Origin of the sequence: Mesorhizobium sp. M0408 (assembly GCF_040321495.1) — a bacterium.
GTDB lineage: Bacteria > Pseudomonadota > Alphaproteobacteria > Rhizobiales > Rhizobiaceae > Mesorhizobium.
Window position 1 is genome coordinate 38,070 of record NZ_JAMYRO010000036.1, and the last position, 21,979, is coordinate 60,048.

A 21,979-nucleotide genomic window follows, 5' to 3' on the forward strand; every position below is an offset into this window, starting at 1 on the left:
TTTCGCTGCGGCCACGGCTCGCGATAGTGTCGCGGTGAATGTGGCTATGACTGCGAGGAGCATGAAATGAAGACGGCGACTTGGAACGGCGCGACGATCGCGGAGTCCGATAAGACAATCGTCGTCGAGGGAAACCACTACTTCCCGCCAGGGAGTGTCCGCAAGGAATTCCTACAGGCGAGTTCGACGACGAGCCGCTGCCCATGGAAGGGCACGGCGAGATATTATTCGTTGCTGGTGGATGGAAAGCCCAATGAGGATGCCGCGTGGTACTATCCGGAGCCGTCCACGGGGGCCGCGAACATCAAGGACTACGTGGCTTTCTGGAACGGCGTCGACGTCAGATAGCCGGACCGCCTGTCCTCCAAGAACGTGCCGGGGGTCCAGATTCCGTGTCCGCGAATCCTCGGAGTGGCTTCTGCTTTGACGGGCAATTCGCCTACGCGTCAATACTCGTCTGAGGACGGAAGAAATATCAGGCGCAACACCGATTCGAAACTCGGGAACCTTGCGACAGATCCTTCGCGCAAGATCAAGTTGCAGCCAGCCAAGTCCTCCGAGGCTTATGTGATAAAAGGAAAGTGATATGGAACAATCCCACCAGATCGGCGACAGGATCACTGACAAATCAGCACCGCCCGATGACGGCACGGTCCGCGAGTGGATCGGGCCGAAGGCCTACGAGCATTGGGCCAAGCTGCAAAACTGGATCGAGGCATACTACCCCGGTGTGTTCGCACCGGATTGGCTCTACGGTGGCAAGAAGCGCGGTTGGTCCCTGCGCTACAAGAAGACCAAGGCATTCTGCACCTTGATACCGGAGTACAGGCTGTTTTCGGCTGTGGTGGTCTTGGGGGGAGCTGAACGAGAGAAGTTTGAGGAGAGGCGTTATGTCTGGCGCTCGCCGTTGGTCAAGCTCTACGATGAAGCCAAAACATACATTGACGGGAAATGGCTGACAGTTGGCATCTCATCCGCAGACGATCTCCATGATGTGACGAACCTTTTGACTATGAAACGCCCTTCTCCACGTTCACCCGGTTGAGTGCCGCGGAATTCCAGACTTTTAGCGCAAATTCAGGATTTTATCGGCAGCATATAGCTGGATGCAAGATCTTCAGCGTGTTGAATGATGCATCGGCCGCCCTCCAACGACCTGGAAGCGATTTTGCGTGGTCAGGTTGGACAGGAAAAGCCGAAGCGGAGCTCGCCGGAGGCGAGTCGAACCACTGTCATGCGCCTCGAGAAGCGAAACTTCGGCCATGGCCAACCGAACCGGATTGCCGGCCGTCCACGATCCATATGTTCCGCGCGCCCGGTTTCAGCGTGTTGAGCGGCGGATAGGTGATCTGTGCATCGTCGAGCATCGGTCGGAAGCGTTGGCGTCTGAGGCGGGCTAGGCCGCGACAAGCCCGAGCGTGCTGTCGCTCGTCTATGCCGGAGGCACCACCGCCGTGAAGACGATTTCGATGAGCTGCTCGGGAAAAGCCAGTCTCGAAACGCCGATCAGATTGCTGGCGCACTGAGGCCGCGCGGTGGCCTAGGCTTCCTTGTGTACCTTGCCCGCACCCGAGCCTGAGTGGGCGGGCGCAGGCGGAGCCGCCGTGATCTCGACCAAATACACCCCAGGTTTCACGCCAGTATTGTGGAACAGGCGGACCGTCTCGCCGTCAGCGACTGCAACTGTTGTAGCGTATGTATCATCCAAAGACCTCCTGTTGACGATCCCGCATAGACGCCAGCGGGCTATGATACTTGCGTGCCGACGCTCTGCGGCGCCTCTTCGATAAGCTCTTGGCGCGAAGCTCCCCAGAGCAGGGTAGTCCCAACGGCGGCCGAAAGAATCGACGCGGCGAACACGGCGATCTTGGCGGACGAGAAGTCACTGGTGCTTGGAAACGCCTGCCCGGCGATGAAGAGCGACATCGTGAAGCCGATGCCAGCGAGGGCACCTGCCCCGGCCAACTGCCGCCACGTGTACTCCGCCGGCTTGACAGCTATGCCTGCGCGCACGGCCGCGGCGGCCGCGAGGAAAACGCCGAGCGGCTTTCCTATGGCGAGGCCGGCGATGATCGCGGCTATGAGCCAGCCATGCCCAACGAAGAGGAACGGGTTGATCGCCACACCCGCATTCGCCAGTGCGAAGATCGGGAGGACAGCGTAACTCGACCGCGCACCGGCGTGCCGCAGCAGCCGGTCGGCGGGCGATTCAAGTCTGTCGTAAATTGCGTCGAGCGCGTGCAGGGCCGGGGTGGAGGGGCCATGCCTGAGAACCTCGCCCTCGTGCCGGGCCTCGGAGGCGATGATGGTGCTGGCCTGCGCCATCAAGGCGGCCAAGTCGGCGGGCGGCCGTGTCGGAATGAACAGCGCAAGTACCACGCCGGCCAGCGTAGCGTGGAGGCCGCCCGCGTAGACGAACGCCCACAACACGACGCCCAACAGGATATAGGGCGACAGCAGGTAGACCCTCGACCGGCTCAGCAGCGCCAGCGCAACCACAACCGCCGCAGCCGCGGCAAGGTAGGCCAGATGGATCTCGCCGGAGTAGAAGACAGCGACGACCACTATCGCACCGATGTCGTCGACGATGGCCGCAGCGGTGAGAAAGATGCGCAGCTCCACGGGGACGCGCGCGCCCATTACCGCGATCAAGGCGATCGCGAACGCCGTGTCCGTCGCCATCGGGACGCCCCACCCGTGCGACCACGGCCCCGCTGGGATGACCAGTGCATACAGAAGGGCGGGCACGACCATGCCGCCGAGCGCGGACGCAATCGGAAGCGCGGCGGAGCGGCGGCTCGCAAGGTGGCCGACCGTCATCTCGCGTTTCACTTCCAACCCAACGACGAGGAAGAACACCGTCAGCAGGCCGTCGTCGACCCAATGGAGGATGGACATCCGGAAGGCCGCGTCACCCAAGCTCACGCTGAGCTCCTGGCGCCAGAACGCGTCGAACGCTGGCCCGAGCGGAGAGTTCGTCACGACGATCGCCACCACGGTCGCGAGGACCAGCAAAATCCCGGCGGACGCGCCCCAGCTGGCGAAGTCCAGGGCTGCTGTACGGACGCGGTGGCCGAGCGTGCCAAGCATCGCATCGACGAGAGAGCTCTCGTCCCAGGGTCCGTCGTAGCGCCGGCGGTTGATGTAGAAGGTCGGCGTGAACCTCACGCCGCTTGCGCGTGAGCTTGCGACATCCGCCTCCACCCTCGCCCTCGCGCCCCGCACGGCGTCGCTGTCGCCGAGCGCGAAGTCGGCGTTCACGCCGAGGTCGGAGGCCACCGCGACGAGGTCTTCCTCTGTCAGCTGCATCGACCTCGTCATCAGCTTGATGTGCGCGGACCAGAACGCCTCGGGCGTCTGGGCGAGCTCAGAGAGTTCGGCGGCCCGAAACGCAAGACTATTGTCCGTGAGCGGCCTATGGCGGAAGGCGTAGCAGACGCGGTCGCCAAGTTGGTCGCGTGCTTGCGCGATGCGCTCGTTGGCAGCCCTGCAGTGCGGGCAGGCGTAGCTGCCGTACTCGACGAGCGTGATCTCGGCATTGGCGGGGCCGAGCACGTGGTCCGTCTCGTGGTCGACCGGACGGTCGAGGCGGCCGGGCAGGATCATAAGCTGCATCGCTGAGCCGGTCTCCTGGTGTTCGCGCCGGCTACGACGTCGGCGCAGCCGTCCCTGGATTGATGACCTGGAATTCGCCGCCGTCAGGTGACGACGTGTACGCGATCTCCGTGCGGACGATGCTGCTGGGGAGCCCAGCTGCTTGCACCCCGGGGCAGGAAGAGCCGCACCAGCGTGCCGGCACCCCGCCGACTCTCTATACGAACCGCGCCGCCTCGTCCTTCGGCGAAGCGCTGGACCTGGGGGAGCCCGAGGCCGGAGCCGCGGCCCGCGGGTTTTGTCGTGAAGTACGGGGCGAAGGCCTGTGAGAGGACCTCCTCGGGCATGCCCACCCCGTCGTCGGCGACGACGATCTCGACGAATCCCTGCGCCGTGCCAGGTTCGACGTTGCGCGCCGCAACAGTAATCACGCCGCCGTCCGGCATCGCATCGGCCGAGTTTCGGCAGAGGTTCAGCAAAGCAAAGTACAGCTCTTCCGGGTCGGCATCGAAGGCCCATAAGTCATAAGCGATCTCGCTGCGGACTGTGACGTCTGGATGCAACGCCCGGTCAAGCGTTCCTGCTATCTCTGCGAGGCGACTGCCTGCGACAAACCCGTCGATCGACTTGGGGCACGGCCGCGCAGCGTCGAGCAGCTGCCGGCTGAGCAACGCGCCTCTCGTGATCGCCTCCTGCATTTTGCCGACGATGACCTTTCGGTAAGCGGCATCGCTCTGGCACTCGAGCAGCCGCAGGCCGCTGCCGATCACGGCGAGAACGTTGTTGATGTCGTGGACGACGAACTGCGCCACGTCCGCTATCGCCCTCGCCCCCTCCCGCCCGCCAGCGACGACCGCGCCGCGCGTGTCTGACCCCGGGCCCGTGTGGCACAAAATCCCCGAGACCTCGCCGTCGAGCCCGACGAGCGGGATCTCCACACACCTGGACGCAATGAGGCCGCTGCCATCGCGGACGACCCGGACCCTTGCACTGAACGCACGCCGCACTCCAAGCGCGACGCCGGCGCTGTCCACGAGCACGACGACATCCTCCAGCGGCGGGCTTTCGATCGAGCCGGGGAACGAAACGCCAATTGTCTCTTTGATCTGCATGTCGGATCTCCTAGCCTGCGATCGTTCGATGGATCGAAGAGTGAGTCCATGACGGTCGAAAGGAAAATCACCTCTCGCCATGGAGTCGATAGCCGGCCGTTATCGGAATGACCGAGGGCGCCTGGGGTGCGCCCGGGGATGTGCGCCGCGCCTCTCTGCGAGGACTCGCCGAGCAGCACTCTTGGCGGCGGAGAAGAGGTCCTCGGCTATCCTGCGGGCTGCGCGGCATAGGGGCGGTTATCGAGATCATAGCTTTACCAGCCGATTCCACGGCAATACCGCTGGTGCCGAGAGCGCGGTCGTGTGGCCGAACCGACCGCATGCACCCGCCGCAGTCAGAATTGCGAGTATAGCCATGACTCATTGCATCGAAGGACAACCTGCTCCCGAACTCACGGTCCCCTGCTGGATCGATGCTGAGGAAAGGAACGCCCGCCTCTTAGTCTGAAGGAGCTCGGCGCGCGGTACAGGCTTCTCTTTTTCTACCAGCATTGGTGCGGTGGCTGCCACTCGCACGGATTTCCAACTCTCGAGGCGTTGGTTCAAGATCCCGCGCCACGGATGTCGGGGTCGCCGCAGTCCAGACCGCATTCGAGCGCGCCTACGTCAATACGCGCGACAAGCTGCCCCTGGACCAGCAACGCTACGGCCTCCGAATTCCCTTCGGCCACGAGGGCCGCTCGCCGCTCGGCGTTCATCCCAAGACGATGGAAAACTATCGCACTGGCGGCACGCCGTGGTTCGTTGCCATCGACCCTGACGGAGTGGTCCTTCAGGACGGCTTCGTCATCGACGCCGACAGGTTTACCCGAGCGCTCGGCGAGAGCGGTCCAGCTGCCCCGTGAAGGTGTGCGGGACGCGATCGATCTTGGCCCATGAAAGAGACAATCGCCCCTGTCCCGCAGCAGTGTGCGGCGCAGTCCCTGGTCTCACCCGCCGCACCCGCACACACCGTGCATCGGCGTCGCTCGCGCCCGGACGCCTCCTGTCCATAACAACAGACATAACTAACAAGTTGAGGCTTATGTGTCCTGGACAATGAACATCGGAAAGGTAGCTGGCACCGTTGTACGCCCGTCTTTGCCCACGCGTACCCGCGCGCCACTGCCGCTATCGGTGTCGACGACATGCAGATTCCAATGGTGGACCGGCTTGCCGCGGTGAACCTCTTTCTGGCGCTCTTCAACCTTATTCCCGCCTTCCCCATGGCCGGCGGCCGCGTGCTTGCGCGGCTCTCTCGCAAGCCGCATGGGCTTGTGCGGGCGACTGAACGGCCGCTTCGATCGGCCAGTTCACAGGCTTCGTACTCGGCATCATCGGCCTCTTCCACAATCCGATTCTCGTCTTCATTGCCGTCTTCGTTTATCTGGCAGCCTCCTCGGAAGCCCATTCGGTTGCGTTGTGCGCCGCCGTAGCGAGTAAAGCCGGGCAAATCGCTCCAAATTGCTGCTAAAAAAGAAGGAGGGTCATCCGCGTCCGCCGTATCCGGCAAGACAAGGAACGGCTGGCATTTCTCGGGCGATGGAGTACGATTCCTCCAGGCTGGAGAGAGCCCGCGTGTGGCGCACGAAGAGCTTTATCAGCCGACGTCAAGCCGAAGCCCGACGGCCGGAGTCTGACAGATGGTGCAGCAGTCGCTGAACCTCGCGTACTCGGATGGCAACTCTCAGGTGCTGTGGGAGGACGGCGAGCGCGTGTTCAGCCGTGGCTGGCGACTGGACGACAATGGCAACCGGCTCGCCGTGCTGCTTGTTGCCCCTGCCGCCGACCACCCGTCCCGGTCAAGACTCGATCGCCTCACGCACGAATTCGAGCTGAAAGATGAGCTCGACGGGGCATGGGCGGCGCGGCCGCTGGCCCTCATGAGCGACGCCGGTCGGACGGTGCTGGTGCTCGATGATGTGGGCGGCGGGCCGCTCGACCGTTTGCTCGGTGAGCCCATGGAGATAGGACGCTTCTTGCGCCTGGCTATCGCTGTTACCTCGGCTCTGAGCAAGCTTCATCAGCGCGGGCTCATCCACAAAGACATCAAGCCCGCTAATATTGTGGTGGACTGCCCGGATGGACACGTGCGGCTCACCGGGTTTGGCATCGCATCGCGCCTGTCCCGCGAGCGGCAGGCGCCCGAGCCGCCCGAGACCATCGCCGGTACGCTTGCCTACATGGCACCCGAACAAACCGGGCGGATGAACCGTTCGATCGACGCCCGCAGCGATCTCTACGCCCTCGGCGTCACGCTGTACCAGATGTTCACGGGCGTTCTGCCCTTCACGGCGGCCGATCCCATGGAGTGGGTGCACTGCCATATTGCCAAAAAGCCGGTGCCGCCCGGGGAGCGGTTAGAGAGTGTCCCAGCGCCCGTCTCGGCGATCATCATGAAACTGCTCGCCAAGACACCCGAGGATCGTTACCAGACCGCCGGCGGTGTCGAGCGCGATCTGCAACGCTGCCTGGCGGAATGGGAAGCGCGCCGCCGCATCGATGACTTCCCGCTCGGCCTGCAGGACACGCCAAACCGGCTGCTGATCCCCGAAAAGCTGTACGGACGAGATCGTGAGATCGCGACGTTGCTTTCCTGCTTCGATCGCATCATCAAGACCGGTGTGCCAGAGTTGGTGCTGGTCTCAGGATATTCCGGCATCGGCAAGTCCTCAGTCGTCGACGAACTACACAAGGTGATGGTGCAGCTGCGCGGCCTGTTCGCGTCCGGCAAGTTCGACCAGTACAAGCGCGATATCCCTTACGCGACACTGGTGGAGGCTTTTCAAAGTCTCGTCCGGCCTCTCCTCAGCAAGAGCGACACCGAGTTGGCAAGCTGGCGCCACGCGCTTCTAGAGGCGCTGGGATCGAACGGGCGGCTCATGATCGACCTAATACCCGAACTCAAGCTAATCATCGGAGACCAGCCACCGGTTCCTGAGTTGCCGCCGCAGCAGGCGCAAAGCCGCTTCCAGATGGTGTTCCGGCGCCTGCTCAGCGTCTTCGCCCGGCCGGAGCATCCGCTGGCGCTGTTCCTCGACGACCTGCAATGGATCGACGCGGCGACGCTCGACCTGCTCGACGATCTGCTGACCCGGGCGGAGGTCCGCCACCTCCTGCTGATCGGCGCATACCGGGACAACGAGGTCGATGCCGCGCACCCGCTAGCCCGGAAGCTGCGGGCGATCCGCAACGCCGGCGCCAAGGTGGCGGAGATCGCGTTGGCGCCGCTCGCCCGCGCGGATCTCGGCCAGCTGATCGCCGATGCGTTGCGCTGCGAGCCGGGGCGCGCCGCGCCGCTGGCGGCGCTGGTGCAGGAAAAGACCGGCGGCAATCCGTTCTTCGCCACGCAGTTCCTGGCGGCCCTCGCCGAGGAGGGATTGCTCCGCTTCGACCATGAGGCTGCGGGCTGGTGCTGGGATACCGGTCGCATTCACGCCAAGGGCTACACCGACAATGTGGTGGACCTGATGGTCGGGAAGCTGACCCGCCTGCCGGCCCCAACGCAGAGAGCGGTGCAGCAGCTCGCCTGCGTCGCCAACACCGCCGAGATCGCGCTGCTTGCGATCGCGGTCGGGACCTCGGAGGCGCCGGTCCATGCGGCCCTGTGGGAGGCTGTCCGTGCCGGGCTGGTCGAGCGGCAGGGCGGCTCGTACCGCTTCATCCACGACCGCGTGCAGGAGGCCGCCTACGCGCTGATCCCCGATGACGCGCGGGCGGCGGCGCATCTGCGGATCGGCCGGCTGCTCGCGGCGCATACCCCTGCGGAACAGCGCGAGGAGACGATCTTCGACATCGTCAATCAGCTCAACCGCGGAGTGGGCCTGATCACTTTGGATGAAGAGCGAGAGCAGCTTGCCGAGTTCAACCTGATCGCGGGCAAACGCGCTATGGCATCGACCGCCTACGCCTCGGCGCTGAAGCATTTTATCGCCGGTTTGGAGTTGTTGCCGAAAGATGCATGGGAACGTCATCATGAACTGACCTTCGCGCTGGAGCTGCACCGGGCGGAATGCGAGTTCCTCACCGGAGCGCTGGCGGCGGCGGAGGAGCATCTAGTGGAGCTGTCGAGCCGCGCCTTAAGGTCCGTCGAACGCGCCAGCATTACCTGCTTGCAGGTGGATCTGTACACTACCCTCGATCAAGGCAGTCGCGCGATAGCTGTTGGTCTCGATTATCTGCAGCACCTGGACATAGACATCAACTGGTCACCGCACCCGCCGGAAGACGAGGCTCGGCGTGTGTATGAGCGGATCTGGTCCCAGCTTGGCCCCCGCACGGTCGAGAGTCTCATTGGTCTACCATTGATGACCGATCCCGCAACGCTCGCCACTCTGGATGTCCTGACGAAACTCGGACCGCCTGCCCACTACACCGATGCGAACCTACGTTCCCTGATCATCTGCCAGGCAGTCAACCTCAGCCTGGTAAGCGGCAATTGTGACGGGTCGTGCTACGCCTATGCCGTGCTTGGCGGGATTGCCGGGCCCTACTTCGGTGATTACCAGGCCGGATTTCGGTTCGCCCGTCTCAGCTATGAACTGGTCGAGCAGCGGGGTCTGAAGAGATTCCAAGCCAGGACCTATCTGAACTTTGGATATTTGCTCATGTTCTGGACGAAACACGTCCGGAAAGGTCGCGAGCTGCTGCAGTATGCGTTCGACACGGCAAACCAGACCGGCGATCTCACCTATGCGGCATACTACTACACTCACCTGAACACCTACCTTCTCGCGGTGGGCGATCCGCTCGAAGAGGTGCAAGTCGAGGCCGAGCGTGGCTTTGCGTTCGCTGAGAAGATGCGGTTCGGTTTTGCGATGGACTCAATCGCCGGGCAGCTTGGGCTTATTCGGACACTCCGCGGCCTGACGCCGCTTTTCGGCCGCTTTGACAATGGACAGTTTGACGAACTCCAACTTGAACGCCAATTCCGCAGTAACCGCGATCTGGCGATGGCGGAGGGCTGGTATTGGATCCGGAAGCTGCAGGCGCGTTTTTTCTCCGGCGACTACGCCGAGGCGTTAGCAGCGGCCGCGAACGCGCAACGCCTCCTCTGGACAACTGACTCCTTCTTCGAAGGGGCTGAATACCACTTCTATGGTGCCCTCGCGCAGGCGGCCGCTTGCGATTTTGCAACCGTGGAGGAGCGGCGTGGGTGTCTCGAAACTTTAGCTGATCATCGCAGGCAGCTGTTGCTTTGGGCCGAGAACTGTCCAGACCACTTCGAGAACCGCGCCGCGCTGGTCGGCGCCGAGATCGCCCGCTTGGAGGGCCGCGACCTTGATGCCCAACGTCTGTACGAGCAGGCCATCCGCTTGGCTCGCGCAAACGGCTTTGTCCACAATGAAGCCCTCGCTTACGAAGTGGCCGCGCGCTTCTATGCGGCACGTGGCTTCGATGAAATCGCGCGTCTCTACCTGCGAAACGCCCGCGACTGCTACCTGCGCTGGGGCGCGGACGGCAAGGTGCACCAACTCGATGCGATGTATCCGCGCCTCAGAATGGAAGAGCCCGCACCTGCTTCGGCAAGCACGATCGCAGCGTCGGTCGAGCAACTCGACCTCGCAACGGTGATCAAGGCGTCGCAGGCCATATCGGGCGAGATCGTGCTGGAGAAGCTGCTCGAAATGCTTATGAGCACGACGCTTGAACAGGTCGGTGCCGAAAGAGGCTTGTTGATTTTTTCACGCGGGGCTGAGCAGCGGATCGCAGCCGAAGCCACCACCAACGGCGACGCCATCACCGTGGATCTGCGCGACCAGCCGGTGAGCGCGGCCGTGCTGCCGGAGTCGGTGCTCCACTATGTCCTGCGTACCCGGGAAAGCGTTATTCTCGACGATGCGTCATCTCACAATCTATTTTCTGCCGATCCCTACATCGTTCAGCGTCGCGCGCGTTCCATTCTTTGTCTACCGTTGATCAACCAGCGAAAGTGCATCGGCATTCTCTACCTTGAGAACAATCTCACCCCGAACGTGTTCACGCCAGGCCGTGTCGCTCTATTGAAGGTGCTTGCGTCGCAGGCGGCGATCTCGCTCGAAAACTCGCGGCTTTATGACGACCTGGCGGATCGGGAAAGGAAGATTCGACGTTTGGTCGACGCCAACATCATCGGGATCTTCATCGCCGACAGCGAAGATCGGATACTTGAAGCCAATGACGCGTTTCTACGTCTCGTAGGATATGGCCGTGAAGACTTGGTTCCGGGCCCCGTGCGCTGGACCGAGCTGTCCCCGCCCGAATGGCGCGAGCGCGACGTACTGACCCAGGCTGAACTAAACTCAACCGGCATCGTTCAGCCCTTCGAGAAGGAGTTTTTTCGGAAAGACGGCAGCCGCGTTCCGGTGCTTGTTGGCGCCGCGCTGTTCAAGGAAGGAGGCGACCGCCTTGCGTTCGTGCTCGATTTGACCGAACGCAAACGTGCCGAGGAGGCGCTCCGTGAAAGCGAGCGAAGTTTGCGCTCGGCGATTGACGGGATACCGGGCCTCGTTGCGATCTTGGCCCCGAATGGTGACCTCGAAGCCGTAAATCGTCAGATCTTTGAGTATTGTGGCCAGTCTCTGGAAGGACTGAGGAACTGGGGCACAAACGGAACGATCCATCCTGATGACTTTCCCCATCTCGCTGAAGTCTTCACAAAATCGATCGCCGCCGGCGTTCCCTATGGGACCGAAGCACGCGTCAGGCGCTTCGACGGCGAATTTCGTTGGTTTGACATCCGAGGCATTCCGGTCCGAGATGCCTCCGACCGCATTGTTCGCTGGTATTCTCTGCTGACCGACATCGAGGATCACACACAGGCGCTGCTGCGACTGCAGCAGATGCAATCGGATTTCGCTCACATGAACCGCGTGAGCATGATGGGAGAATTGGCCGCATCGCTTTCACATGAAATCACGCAGCCGATTGCCAGCGCGCGCAATAATGCGCGGGCGGCTCAGAATTTCCTGAAGATGCAGCCGCCGGACCTGGGCGAGGTCGGGGACGCACTTTCCTGTGTTGTCGGAGATGCTGATCGGGCCGGAGAAATCATCGCTCGTATCCGAGAGCAAATCAATAAAGCGCCGCCGCGAAAAGAGTGTTTTGATCTGAACGTGGCAATCAACGAAGTGATCGTTTTGGCTCGAAGCTTGACCCTCAGGAATGGCGTTTCGGTCCAGACCCGGCTTGCGGAGGGACTACTTTCGGTTCTGGGGGATCGCGTTCAGCTGCAACAGGTCTTGCTGAATCTGATTCTGAATGCGGCTGAAGCAATGGGTTCGATGGAGGAGGGGGCGAGAGAGCTGTTGATCAGCACAGAGGAGGATCAAGCAGGCGTCCTCGTGGCCGTGCGCGATTCCGGGCCGGGCATTGATCCGGCGCATCTCGATCAGGTCTTCGACGCCTTCTACACCACGAAGTCCGGCGGAACAGGCATGGGGCTGTCGATTTGCGGCTCTATCATCCACGCTCATGGCGGCAAGCTATGGGCGGAGGCGAACGAACCCCGCGGCGCCGTGTTCCAGTTCACCTTGCCGGGAGCGGAACGGGAGCTCACGACCCCTCCTCAGGCGAGCCTGCCGACGTGAGAGCCGCGCAAAAACATCGTGTGAGATGGACCTCATCCACCGGCTTATGCAGGTAACACAAGACCCCATCGTTCAGGGCGCGAGCCCGCTCAGCATCATTGGGAAAGGCCTTCACAAGGATTGTCGGTATCGCGTTGCCCGTGTCGATAAGGCGCCGGTAGAGTTCGAGCCCGGTCATGGCAGGCATATGGATGTCGGCGATCCGGCAGGCTGTTTCGGCAAGCCGCAGGGAGGCGAGAAAATCGGCTGCGGACGAGAAAATGTCAACCGTATAGCCCAGCGATCTCATGAGCCTGCACATGGACTCACGAAGGAACCGATCATCTTCAACGACCGAAACCAGTACCTTTTTCATCACCTATGGCCATTTGCTGGACCCGTCGTGAGGCGGCCTGATAGTGCCGTAACTCCGCGTGGAATCGCTTGATTTGTCTCAAGAATGCCACCGGTGCAATGCCGGTGCGCCGTAAACTTTACTTTATGTCAAATCGACAATTCTGCCGGCTGAGACTCTTGCGCTCGCCATCGGAATTCGGCTGCGACGAACGAGGCCATGCCCGACAATCTCTACGACCAAGTGCCGGGCGCCCTAAGCCGTCGTATCGTCGTCGTGCTCCTATGGTCGACCGGCCTCTCGCTCCGGCTATGCCCAGCGCCATCCTATGGAATGCTGCTTCAGCAAGCTCAAGCAGTTCCGTCGCGTCGCAACCCGCTTCGAAAAGACCGCCCGAAATTACCGAGCCGTCATCACTCTCGCTGCCATCGTCCTATGGATGCGATAAGTGTCCACAGCACCTAGACCAGGTACCGGTCCCACGACCCGTAGTGCTCTTTGTTTCTCGTCCCGCGCCGGAGGCTGAGACCGACGACGGCGATCCCGATGGCGACGTCGTTCCAGATCGAGGACGCGTCGCCCCCGCTGAGCAGCCACGGTGCAGCGATCAACCACAGTCCGAGCAGCAGATTGACGAATCGAAGCGGCCGCGCCACTTCGGCCATGGCGCAGACCGCGATCGTGATAATCAGCCCACCGACGAGGTGATCGTTGTTTGCGGTGATCCCCCCGGCTCCCAGAACCAGCCGCGAAAGCATGAGCCATGCCCCGGCGAGGCAGCACGCGGCGAGCGTCCAGGGTTACGGTCACACCGCGGACCGCAGCGGCAGACTGAATTTCAAGCGCGCCGGAGAAGCCCGGGTCGCTCTCGTCCGCTCCTCCGCTGGGCTCCGGCCCGCCACGGAGGAACGTGCGCCAGAACGGCCTGCCCTCCCGAACGCTTCGCCGCATGTACAAAGCCATTGCAACCACCTCGTCGAGCGTCAGCGGGATCATGACCAGCATAGCGAGCGCAGCGAGCAGGCACAGGGTGCAGTAAGTGCCGATGACGATCGGCTGAATGATGATAAAGAAAATCGAGACGCCACCCAGCGGGACCACCAGGACGAAGAAGAATGCCACCATCCAGGGCATCGTCCGCCAACGCGTGGCGGTGCCCATGGCACCCATCAAGGCCTCGATCAGGTAGGCGGCCGCGCCAAGCCCCGCGTCGGGGATCGGCCAGGACCGCGACACCGCAGATGTGATGATGAACTCCGTGCCGTTCCTGGCGCCGCCGGAGAAGAACGGCTCCCACACCGCGCCAACCTGCCCGAGCTGGTAGACGGCGAGATAGCGGGCGATCAGGAAGCCGAAGAAGCCGAGCGCGATAATCGGGAGCCGCTGGTGCCAGGACGACGGCGAATAGGTCCAGCCGGGCGGGACGGTGCTGCTATCCATCATTCCTTCGCGGCTCATGCCCGGCATCATCGGAACGAGGATCGAGAAGGTGATTGCCAGCGCTCCGATGATCGTGTCATTCGCTGTGGCGGCTGCGCTCGGCGTCCAGAGGAAAAGGGGTGCGAACAGAAGCCAGAGCCCGACGCCCGTCGAGCCCCATTGCGCCCAGGAGAAACGACGGGACAGCGCGAGCGGGCCAAAAGTCATCAGCAGGACGCCAGACGCGATGTCGCTCCACCCCGTGAGCGCATTGCGCAACACGGGCTCCCACAGTCCGCGTTCCTGCGTGATGTCGCGCACGGCGTGGGCCGTTGCTGGATCGAAAAGCGCGAACTGGAGAGGGCTGGTGAGAAGCCAGATGCCAAGAATGAACACCAGGAAATGAGGCCAGAGCGTCCGCTTGCCCATTCCAGCCATTTCCATTATGTGCCTCGGCTCCATCTCTTCTCGGTTGGCGTGAAGCGCCTCCGACGGCTCTCGCTGCGCGGTCTCCTTCCCTGCCACCTTCGCCGCATTGAGTTTGTTTGCCTGATACCAGCCAGAGGGGTCTGCCTTGAGCGCCTCGATCATTTGCGGCAACGTCTCGCGCAATGAATGCGCCGGCTCCCAGCCGAGGAGATGACGGGCGCGGCTGATATCGATGGCATAATGGTCATCGGCAATATCGACCATCCAGGATCGAATGAAGGAATCTTCGCCTAGAAGACCCTGTTGGACCCAGGCGCCTGCCTTGGCGAGGGCCTTGGGAATCTCGTGGGTCTCCCAACTCTCACCACGGATCAGCCGTCCGATCTCGGCCTGAAGATCGCCGTAGCCAATAACGTCGGGCTCGCCGAGAAGCAGCGCCACCTCCGGGGAAAACGCCTTGCGTCGCTCGACCAAGCGCGCCATCGCCTCGGTCAGGTCGTCCAGATGAAGGAAGGATTGCCCGGTGTGCAGGTTGCCCGGATAGACGTGTCCGGTCGGATCCCGCTCGTAAATCCGCGCAATCTGGTTGGCGAGAAAAGCGTTGCGGCAGAAGCCGTCGTAGATGCCGGCCGGCCGGATATAGACAACCGGGATCGGCCCGTGCTGCTCTCCTATCAAGCGCTCCGCCTCGATTTTTGAAGCCCGGTACGGCAGGTTCGCATCCAGCGGCGAGTCCTCACTGATCACGTCGCCCGGCCGGCCCGCTTTGTGCGCCAGCATCGAACTTGCAAAGACGAATTGCTCGACCTCGAACGACTGAAGTGCGCGCAGCAGATTTGCGGTGCCGCGAACCGTTATCTCATCGTAAAGCGGGTTCGGCTCGCCGGTGAGATCGAAATAGGCTGCAAGGTGAATCACTGATGCGATGCGGGTGCCATAAGTCGTCCGGACACGTTGCAAACCGGCCGCGATCGCGTCTTCCGATGTCAGGTCGATGCAAATGCATTCGGCGGCCGGTGGCGGTTGGTGTGTGGCCGCCCGATCCAGTCCGACCAGGGCGAATCGCCCAGCGAGTTTCTTGACCACGGCCGAACCAATGAAGCCCGTACTGCCAGTGATAATGACCGTATCCTTGCGCTCTGCCATTCGAGTCTCACGCTCCTCGTGTCGGGTGGATTCTACTTCTCCACCGTCCCTGTCCACTCGGCTGGTCGGGAATCTGCCACGGAGCGACATCGATCGCGGCGAGGCTGTCGCGGTATCGATTCTCGGCCCGATCATGACCGCATCGCCTCAAGCGCAACTTTGGCCTTGAACTCGGCCGAGAACTGTCTGCGTGTCTTCGTGCTGGATCGTCCTTTTCATCGGTCGACCCACCTTAGGCCGCTGTCTCAAAATCCGGGACCACCTCTAACATCCCTCGTGATGTGAAGGTTAGGTGGGCAAAGAGCACTTAGTACAGAGCCGGTCGATCCAGCGATTAAGACAACCCACTTGTGCGACCGCATCGTTTGCATGCGTGCTTTTGACGGGAAGCTGATCCGCGAGGGCATTATGACCCGGTCATGTGCACGATTGTTCTGCCATCCTTAACGATGCAAAGCTGCGAAGTTCGCTCTGTTTTGCACGCGCAATTTGTCAGCCAAAGTGCTGCGTTGTAAGCTGGATTGTGCTGCCCATAAAGCGATGATTGAGGCGATTGCCGAGCGCGGAAGAGCGCAGCGCCACGACCCCAGCGCCGGAGGTGGCTACCTCCGGGCACAACTCAAATCAGTGCGCGATGGCCCCGGGCGGAGTCACGTACGCAGCGCGCCGCGGTGCCACCCTATGGGACCGTCAGGCCGAAAGTGGCCGGGTCGGGCTCCTTGCCGTCCTTGGGGACCAAGAAGCGCTCGAACCCACCCGGCACGAAGCTGAGTAGCAGGGTCGCCTGTTCGCCGACCACCTCGATCGTATGCGGCACACCGCGGGGAAGAGCCGCGTAGGCGCCCGGCCCCACCTCGACGCGGGTATCGCCAACCCGCGCGATTAGCTGCCCCTGAACCACGAAGACCAGCTCGTCCTCGCGCGAGTGGGTGTGCAGCGGCGGCTCCTCGCCGGCCCGCAGCGTCCACAGGACAGCGCCATATTCGCCTCCGGACTGGCTGCTCTCCACTTTCAACTCGACGCTCGAGCCCCCGCTCGAGGTCACCGTCTCGCCGCCGTGCGGCGCCGTGAGAACCGGCTTCTGAACTGACATTTGTAGCCTCCTGATTGCGGACCATCGATTGTCGAGCTTGCCTGACGGCCCAACCCGACCGAACCGCCCGATGCTGTGTGCCACAGCACAGCGGCCCTAATCGCATACTGCGAATTGGTTGGAGGATGCCGCCGCCGCCCGACAAAGGGAAATGCCCTGTGACTATCTATCTGATAACCATTCATCATGGACCTCAATCCGGGTGCGATCGCATCGCGGCGACCTTGCCTGGTGCGGCTGCCGTGGCGACGTCGCCGTGTTTTCAATCTGAGTTTCGTCCATTGCCTTCAGATTCTGCCGAGATGTAGCCGTGCACTTGGCGAAAGGTGCGGAGAAATATCCTTGAAAGCGCGCTGCGTCGCTCGATCAGCCGTCTAGCATAGCGAGGTACTCCGGGTGCCGCGAGGCATAGGCCGCCATAAACGGGCACATTGCGATCACGCGGCGTCCGTCGGCGCGCAAGGATTCGAATACACCGTGGGCGAGGCGTGAGCCGATCCCCCTGCCCCAACAGCGCTTGGGACCCGTTCGATTGACGCTGGAGGAGGCACAGGATGGACGCCGAGGTCAAAGACAATCCCGTGATGCACCGCTTCGAGCTATCGCTCAGCGGGAATGCGCTTGCTGTCTCGTATTACAAAGAGAAGGACGGACGCGTGATCTTGCTCCACACAGAGGTCCCGCAGCCGCCAAGCTTCAATAACAGCTACGCACACCTGCAGGATCGGTTTTTCGCGCGGCCCGGCGCCAATGCCTCGTCGGCGCCGAGCCTGATTCGCATCAACCGTCCTCTGGCGACTGAACTCGGGATCGACGCCGGATGGTTGGAGAGCCCTGACGGGATCGAAAGGCGCTGTCACGTTATCTGAGGTTGGACGTGAAGGGACCGCTGACAGGGATATCCGGCAAGGGCTCGGTTCACAGCTCTCCATTCCGCCATAGCGTTGAGGCGATGGAGATGGGTCTGAAATGCGGACCGTTTTGAGCGGGCTGGGTCGAAGAGATTACGGAAGGCTGAGAAGATCGAGATGAAGCGTTGGAGGCTTCCTGGCGATCGGAAAGCCGTCTGCTTCCATGCCGGCTGTTCGAAGGCCAGTACTTTTAGATGTGACCACCGACCTGGGGCTTGGCTCTCCGAAGCACGTGTAGCTTGGAGGTCTGTGAGATCAGCGCCCGCAATCGGCCAGCTAGCGCTACCTGATGAGTGCAATAGCTACTAGCCCGGTGACCGCGCCGTACAGCACGTGCAGCAGAAACGCCAACCAGACGGGGTTGAACTGGACGTGCTTGCGTGCGCCTTCTGAAGCAGAGCCAATCAAGAAATGATTGAAGAGCCAGAAAAAGATACCCACCGCGATGCCCGCAAAAACGAATCCGATGTTGAGCTGGTGGGCAAGGTACACGGTCGCAATACCGTATATCGCCGAAAGCACCATGTGAAAGTAGACGCCCACTAAGGTCACCATGCCGAATGAGCGCGTATTTCCCGCTTCGGCCCCCGCCAGGATGCCGCCGATACTGTTGGGCAGAGACCAAAAGCCACCTCCGGTGACCGCACTGTAGATCATCCCCACGCCTGCGACGGCGACGCCGCCAACGATGCCGGCGAGAGCGGAAAGGTCCATTTGAATCTCCAACCCTGATCGCCCGTGATCTTTATCGCTGGCGTCCTCGACGACTTCGAAGCAGGTGAATGCTTATCCTCCAATTCGCCATAGCATTGGGTTATCGTATCCATGACCGTTGGAGCAGCGGAAGCGTTATCGCCGCTTCCAGACCGACTCGCGGATAACACCGGTCGCCAGGCAAGACCGGCCGCGGCGTCTTCCATGCGCGGCAGCACCACCAGCGCAACGGCGGTCACAGCAGGCGCCGAGACAGCGAAAAGGAGCCACGCGGCCGAGCGGGCTCTATTTTCGTTCTGCTGTCAGAGCGGCGTGCCAGGCCAGCAAGCCTTTGACAGTTCTTCCCACGCCATCGACATCTAGGTCTCCGTCAGACGTGCCTGCGGTCCCAAGGCGGCGCGATTCCTGGGACTGCCGGACCCCGTCATGAGCGCCATCGGGCACGCGAGTCCGATGCGGAAGGCGGACGGCCATCATAACGCCCGGCTATCGACTTCATGGCCTGACGTCATTTCCCATTCGCCGCGCGGAATTCCATGCTCCGCCGGTAGCTTGCTCATCCCGCGCACAACAGCTTAGCGTATTGTGCGGGACGACGCTCCTTTCACGCGCCGACGGAGGAAGTCCGCCATGGTCACTCGCGGTTTCACAGGCCGCCAATCCGGATCTGAACTATCGGATCGGATTCCCCCGGGACAGCACCTCGTCGACAATTTCCCGGTGCTCACGGCCGGTCCCACGCCACGGATCGAGCCCGCGGACTGGACATTCACGCTGAAGGTCGGACCTCGTCCGGTCAAAGCGTGGAGCTGGTCGGAGTTCAACGCGCTCCCACGAACCAGGATGACGCGAGACATCCACTGCGTGACCTCATGGTCGAAGCTCAACACCGCCTGGGAGGGCGTGGCCATCGACGACATTCTCGCCGACGCTGGGCTTAGCGCGCCCACTCCGTTTGCACTCGCACATTGCTACGACGGATACTCCACCAACGTTCCACTCGCGGATCTCGCGACGGGGAAGGCAATGGTCGCGCTCAACTACGAAGGCCAGCCGCTGCCGCACGATCACGGGGGGCCGGCACGCCTACTCGTGCCGCATCTCTACTTCTGGAAGTCGGCAAAGTGGGTAAACGGGCTTCAGTTCACGGAGCGCGACGAGGCCGGCTTCTGGGAGCTGCGTGGGTACCACATATATGGCGATCCGTGGCGTGAGCAGCGATACAAGAATGACTGAAGCGATTGCCGCAACCGCGCGATGGCAGAGCTGCGCGATTGTCGAGATCGCGACGAGAACGCCGGCTATAAAGAGCTTCTTTCTCCGCCTCTCCGAAACGTTCGACTATACGGCCGGACAGCACGTTGACGTGCGGCTGACTGCACCAAACGGCTACACTGCCATGCGCAGCTACTCGATCGCGTCGGCCCCGAGCGATTCCAAGGTGATCGAGCTGGCGATCGAGCGCCTCGCTGACGGCGAGGTCTCCCCTTTCTTCTACGACGTCGCCCGAGCAGGCGATATGATTGAGCTTCGCGGGCCGCGTGGCGGTCACTTCCTCTGGCCGGGGCCGACCGCGAATCCGCTGCTCTTGATCGGCGCGGGCTCCGGCGTCGTACCGCTCATGGCAATGATCCGCCATCGGAAGGCCAGCGGCGAGCCAGTGCCTGTCGCGCTGTTTTTCTCCTCCAGGACCTGGGGTGACGTGCTGTTCAGGGACGAGCTCCTCGAGCTCGAGAGGTCGCTTCCCGATTTCGCACTCGCCCTGGCGTTGACGCGCGAGCCGACCATGCGCGGCAGCGACTTCAGCAGGCGGATCGACGCTGCGATGATCGCCGACGTCGCCGCACGTCAGCATGTCTCTCCCGGCAGCGTCTTCGTGTGCGGGTCGAATGCCTTCGTCGACATCGCGGCGGACGCGGCGCTCGCCTTGGGGCTGGAAGCGGGAGCGATCAAGACCGAACGCTACGGCGCTTGAGAGACGATCTCTCTCGCTTTGCGAGAGGATGGTTTTCCAAACGCCAGATTATTTTAGGGCCCTACGGGAGCAGGAAGACGTGTCAGTAAAGGAAACGGGAGCTGCACAGATGCTGTCCAGGACGATCGACGTGGACGGCTTGAAGGTCTTCTCCTGTGAAGGTGGTACGTCTGGTCGGGGGCACTTCGGCATCGAGATCGACCACGTCGCGGCACTCTAGGAAAAGGATACAGCCATGTTCTCAGTGATTTTCGAAGTTCTCCCGAATAAAGAGAACTGGGATGACTACCTCGACAACGCTGAGATGCTGCGCCCCGAGCTGGAAAAGGTCGAGGGCTTCGTCGACAACATCCGCTATAAGAGCTTTACCCGCGAGGGCTGGATCCTTTCGCTTTCGAACTGGCGGGACGAGAAGTCGGTCGTCCGCTGGCGCACGCGCAGGCGCCATCACGAGGCCCAGCAGAAGGGCCGCGACGAAATCTTCGCAGACTACCACCTGCGCGTCGGCCAGATCACCGCCGACAATCAATTGCCGACAGGGTATGCCCTCATGGAGCAGCGGCTCGACGAGACTGAAGTCGGGGAAGGAACCACGGTGACGCTGATCAACGCGACTCGCCCCGCCGAGTGGAAGCAGACCAACAATCCGTACGATTGCGCCGAGTGGCTTGGCCTGAACCCGTGGGCCGCCGACAGTACGTCCTGGGACATTTTCGAGGCCGTACTTACGCCCGGCGACCTGATTCTTCTCATATCCTGGAAAGATGCCGCTGCAGCGCAAGCCTACGAGGACTCTTCCGCGCCAAATGACAAGGCAAGGGTCCGGAGAGTGCGGATCGTACGTGACTACGGGAAATACGACCGTCGCGAGGCACCACAATACTATGCAGACGCCACGGGCCGCGACACCCTCCACGCCTGACACCGCTCCGTCGGCAAGGGCCTGCCGGCCGCGAGTTCGAGCTAGCGTGCGCCCAGGCACGCGTCTTGCAGGAGCCGGGATCGATCTCGCGGGGCGGCGGCGACGACACCTGGTCGAGGAGAACCGCCTCTGACGGGCCTGCCAAGCGCAATGTCAAAATCTGAAAGGAAAGCACGATGACGAATTCGAACGATGATGGCGCTCCCCGCCCACAGGCTGTAGTGGCCGGCGACCTTGACGACGCCGGCGCACTCAACGGCCGTGCCGGCGCATCGGAGTTCTCGATTGGCGGCCCCGACGGCAGGGCGGCCGGGGCGAATCCCTATCAGCTTCTGAGTGCTTCGCTCGCTGCGTGCACGGCGATGACGATACGGTTCCAGGCGCGAAGGCGAAAATTCCCGCTATCTCATGTCGAGGTAGCTGTGTCGTATCACCATGGCGGGGATGGTGGGCGCGACTCCTTTGAGCGCTCCATCACGCTCGAGGGAAACCTCGGTGACGACGAGCGCGCCCAGTTGATGCAGGCTGCGAACATGTGTCCGGTCGGGCGGACGCTGGGCCTCAGCGCCGACATCCGCACGAACGATAACGTCAGCGGCGGGCCGGCGGCAAGCTATGACGACGACTTGAGCAAGCTTTCGATCCCGAACATTGACCCCGACTAGTATGCCGCAAGGTATGGGGATTTCGTTGTCAACGAGGATGAACCCGGCGCCTCGAAGGCAGTAGTGGATGGTGGAGGCTGCCGCGCGCGCAACCGCCAAGTGGGCACCCGCCGCAAGC

Annotated in this window: 16 protein-coding genes and 4 pseudogenes; 11 read left to right on the forward strand and 9 right to left on the reverse strand. The window is 62.2% G+C overall.

Annotated elements, in window-relative coordinates; genetic code table 11:
- The first annotated feature begins 66 nt into the window (after positions 1–66).
- Both NKI67_RS29305 and NKI67_RS29310 read left to right on the forward strand, forming a co-directional pair.
- Entirely contained in the window at positions 67–348 is a 282-nt protein-coding gene (locus NKI67_RS29305; RefSeq protein ID WP_352648243.1) for a DUF427 domain-containing protein, read from the forward strand.
- Positions 349–586: 238 nt separating this feature from the next.
- Positions 587–1,045: a DUF3788 domain-containing protein gene (locus NKI67_RS29310; protein WP_352648245.1), complete on the forward strand. Its 459-nt coding sequence runs from the start codon at positions 587–589 to the stop codon at positions 1,043–1,045.
- A 387-nt stretch (positions 1,046–1,432) separates the two neighbouring features.
- Here the strand turns inward: NKI67_RS29310 and NKI67_RS29315 are convergent.
- The 3 genes and pseudogenes from NKI67_RS29315 to NKI67_RS29325 form a co-directional block, all read right to left on the reverse strand.
- Positions 1,433–1,537 (reverse strand): annotated as a pseudogene (locus NKI67_RS29315) (RidA family protein); the annotation flags it as partial.
- 209 nt (positions 1,538–1,746) lie between these two features.
- Complete coding sequence (nhaA, locus tag NKI67_RS29320) at positions 1,747–3,615, reverse strand: Na+/H+ antiporter NhaA (RefSeq protein WP_352648248.1); 1,869 nt, start codon at positions 3,613–3,615, stop codon at positions 1,747–1,749.
- Positions 3,616–3,698: 83 nt separating this feature from the next.
- Positions 3,699–4,706, reverse strand: coding sequence for a sensor histidine kinase (locus tag NKI67_RS29325; RefSeq protein ID WP_352648251.1), 1,008 nt, complete (start codon positions 4,704–4,706; stop codon positions 3,699–3,701).
- A 494-nt stretch (positions 4,707–5,200) separates the two neighbouring features.
- On the opposite strand from NKI67_RS29325, the gene NKI67_RS29330 reads away from it, so the two are divergent.
- Positions 5,201–5,551 (forward strand): hypothetical protein, encoded by a 351-nt coding sequence (locus NKI67_RS29330; RefSeq protein ID WP_352648254.1) that lies wholly within the window; start codon positions 5,201–5,203, stop codon positions 5,549–5,551.
- A gap of 777 nt (positions 5,552–6,328) precedes the next feature.
- Positions 6,329–12,253, forward strand: coding sequence for an ATP-binding sensor histidine kinase (locus NKI67_RS29335; protein ID WP_352648256.1), 5,925 nt, complete (start codon positions 6,329–6,331; stop codon positions 12,251–12,253).
- Here NKI67_RS29335 and NKI67_RS29340 read toward each other — a convergent pair.
- Positions 12,219–12,608 carry a response regulator transcription factor gene (locus NKI67_RS29340; RefSeq protein ID WP_352648258.1) on the reverse strand — a complete coding sequence of 130 codons (390 nt, stop codon included), beginning with the start codon at positions 12,606–12,608 and terminating at the stop codon, positions 12,219–12,221. The genes NKI67_RS29335 and NKI67_RS29340 overlap by 35 nt on opposite strands.
- 286 nt (positions 12,609–12,894) lie before the next feature.
- On the opposite strand from NKI67_RS29340, the pseudogene NKI67_RS29345 reads away from it, so the two are divergent.
- Positions 12,895–13,035: pseudogene (locus tag NKI67_RS29345) on the forward strand (IS5/IS1182 family transposase); the annotation flags it as partial.
- Here NKI67_RS29345 and NKI67_RS29355 read toward each other — a convergent pair.
- The 3 genes and pseudogenes from NKI67_RS29355 to NKI67_RS29365 all read right to left on the reverse strand — a co-directional run.
- Positions 12,987–15,581 carry an NAD-dependent epimerase/dehydratase family protein gene (locus NKI67_RS29355; RefSeq protein WP_502909366.1) on the reverse strand — a complete coding sequence of 865 codons (2,595 nt, stop codon included), beginning with the start codon at positions 15,579–15,581 and terminating at the stop codon, positions 12,987–12,989. The pseudogene NKI67_RS29345 and the gene NKI67_RS29355 sit on opposite strands and share 49 nt — an antisense overlap.
- A 679-nt stretch (positions 15,582–16,260) precedes the next feature.
- The gene (locus tag NKI67_RS29360; protein ID WP_352648260.1) at positions 16,261–16,674 is read right to left on the reverse strand and encodes a cupin domain-containing protein; all 414 of its coding nucleotides are present in this window, start codon (positions 16,672–16,674) and stop codon (positions 16,261–16,263) included.
- A gap of 366 nt (positions 16,675–17,040) precedes the next feature.
- Positions 17,041–17,178: pseudogene (locus tag NKI67_RS29365) on the reverse strand (GNAT family N-acetyltransferase); the annotation flags it as partial.
- Between the two features lie 50 nt (positions 17,179–17,228).
- Here NKI67_RS29365 and NKI67_RS29370 point away from each other — a divergent pair.
- A complete protein-coding gene (locus NKI67_RS29370; RefSeq protein ID WP_352648262.1) occupies positions 17,229–17,543 on the forward strand; it encodes a GNAT family N-acetyltransferase in 315 nt (104 codons plus the stop codon).
- Here the strand turns inward: NKI67_RS29370 and NKI67_RS29375 are convergent.
- Positions 17,531–17,734: pseudogene (locus NKI67_RS29375) on the reverse strand (hypothetical protein); the annotation flags it as partial. The gene NKI67_RS29370 and the pseudogene NKI67_RS29375 overlap by 13 nt on opposite strands.
- A gap of 133 nt (positions 17,735–17,867) precedes the next feature.
- Positions 17,868–18,299, reverse strand: coding sequence for a hypothetical protein (locus NKI67_RS29380; RefSeq protein WP_352648264.1), 432 nt, complete (start codon positions 18,297–18,299; stop codon positions 17,868–17,870).
- A gap of 630 nt (positions 18,300–18,929) precedes the next feature.
- Between NKI67_RS29380 and NKI67_RS29385 the strand changes: the two genes are divergently transcribed.
- From NKI67_RS29385 to NKI67_RS29405, 5 genes are all read left to right on the forward strand, one after another.
- A complete protein-coding gene (locus NKI67_RS29385) occupies positions 18,930–19,535 on the forward strand; it encodes a sulfite oxidase-like oxidoreductase (RefSeq protein WP_352648266.1) in 606 nt (201 codons plus the stop codon).
- Positions 19,495–20,274 (forward strand): ferredoxin reductase, encoded by a 780-nt coding sequence (locus tag NKI67_RS29390; RefSeq protein ID WP_502909367.1) that lies wholly within the window; start codon positions 19,495–19,497, stop codon positions 20,272–20,274. Before NKI67_RS29385 ends, NKI67_RS29390 begins: the two co-directional genes overlap by 41 nt.
- A 79-nt stretch (positions 20,275–20,353) precedes the next feature.
- Entirely contained in the window at positions 20,354–20,494 is a 141-nt protein-coding gene (locus NKI67_RS29395) for a hypothetical protein (protein WP_352648268.1), read from the forward strand.
- 15 nt (positions 20,495–20,509) lie between these two features.
- Positions 20,510–21,196, forward strand: coding sequence for an antibiotic biosynthesis monooxygenase family protein (locus NKI67_RS29400; RefSeq protein ID WP_352648269.1), 687 nt, complete (start codon positions 20,510–20,512; stop codon positions 21,194–21,196).
- Between the two features lie 176 nt (positions 21,197–21,372).
- The gene (locus NKI67_RS29405) at positions 21,373–21,861 is read left to right on the forward strand and encodes an OsmC family protein (protein WP_352648271.1); all 489 of its coding nucleotides are present in this window, start codon (positions 21,373–21,375) and stop codon (positions 21,859–21,861) included.
- Positions 21,862–21,979 lie beyond the last annotated feature (118 nt).

Coding starts and splice junctions, on each gene's coding strand:
- NKI67_RS29325 (WP_352648251.1), bottom strand. CDS start 4,706: ATGCAGATCAAAGAGACAATTGGCGTTTCGTTCCCCGGCTCGATCGAA.
- NKI67_RS29390 (WP_502909367.1), top strand. CDS start 19,495: ATGGCGATCCGTGGCGTGAGCAGCGATACAAGAATGACTGAAGCGATT.
- NKI67_RS29310 (WP_352648245.1), top strand. CDS start 587: ATGGAACAATCCCACCAGATCGGCGACAGGATCACTGACAAATCAGCA.
- NKI67_RS29340 (WP_352648258.1), bottom strand. CDS start 12,608: ATGAAAAAGGTACTGGTTTCGGTCGTTGAAGATGATCGGTTCCTTCGT.
- NKI67_RS29405 (WP_352648271.1), top strand. CDS start 21,373: ATGACGAATTCGAACGATGATGGCGCTCCCCGCCCACAGGCTGTAGTG.
- NKI67_RS29360 (WP_352648260.1), bottom strand. CDS start 16,674: ATGTCAGTTCAGAAGCCGGTTCTCACGGCGCCGCACGGCGGCGAGACG.
- nhaA (WP_352648248.1), bottom strand. CDS start 3,615: ATGCAGCTTATGATCCTGCCCGGCCGCCTCGACCGTCCGGTCGACCAC.
- NKI67_RS29385 (WP_352648266.1), top strand. CDS start 18,930: ATGGTCACTCGCGGTTTCACAGGCCGCCAATCCGGATCTGAACTATCG.
- NKI67_RS29400 (WP_352648269.1), top strand. CDS start 20,510: ATGTTCTCAGTGATTTTCGAAGTTCTCCCGAATAAAGAGAACTGGGAT.
- NKI67_RS29355 (WP_502909366.1), bottom strand. CDS start 15,581: ATGGCAGAGCGCAAGGATACGGTCATTATCACTGGCAGTACGGGCTTC.
- NKI67_RS29370 (WP_352648262.1), top strand. CDS start 17,229: ATGGACGCCGAGGTCAAAGACAATCCCGTGATGCACCGCTTCGAGCTA.
- NKI67_RS29380 (WP_352648264.1), bottom strand. CDS start 18,299: ATGGACCTTTCCGCTCTCGCCGGCATCGTTGGCGGCGTCGCCGTCGCA.
- NKI67_RS29335 (WP_352648256.1), top strand. CDS start 6,329: ATGGTGCAGCAGTCGCTGAACCTCGCGTACTCGGATGGCAACTCTCAG.
- NKI67_RS29305 (WP_352648243.1), top strand. CDS start 67: ATGAAGACGGCGACTTGGAACGGCGCGACGATCGCGGAGTCCGATAAG.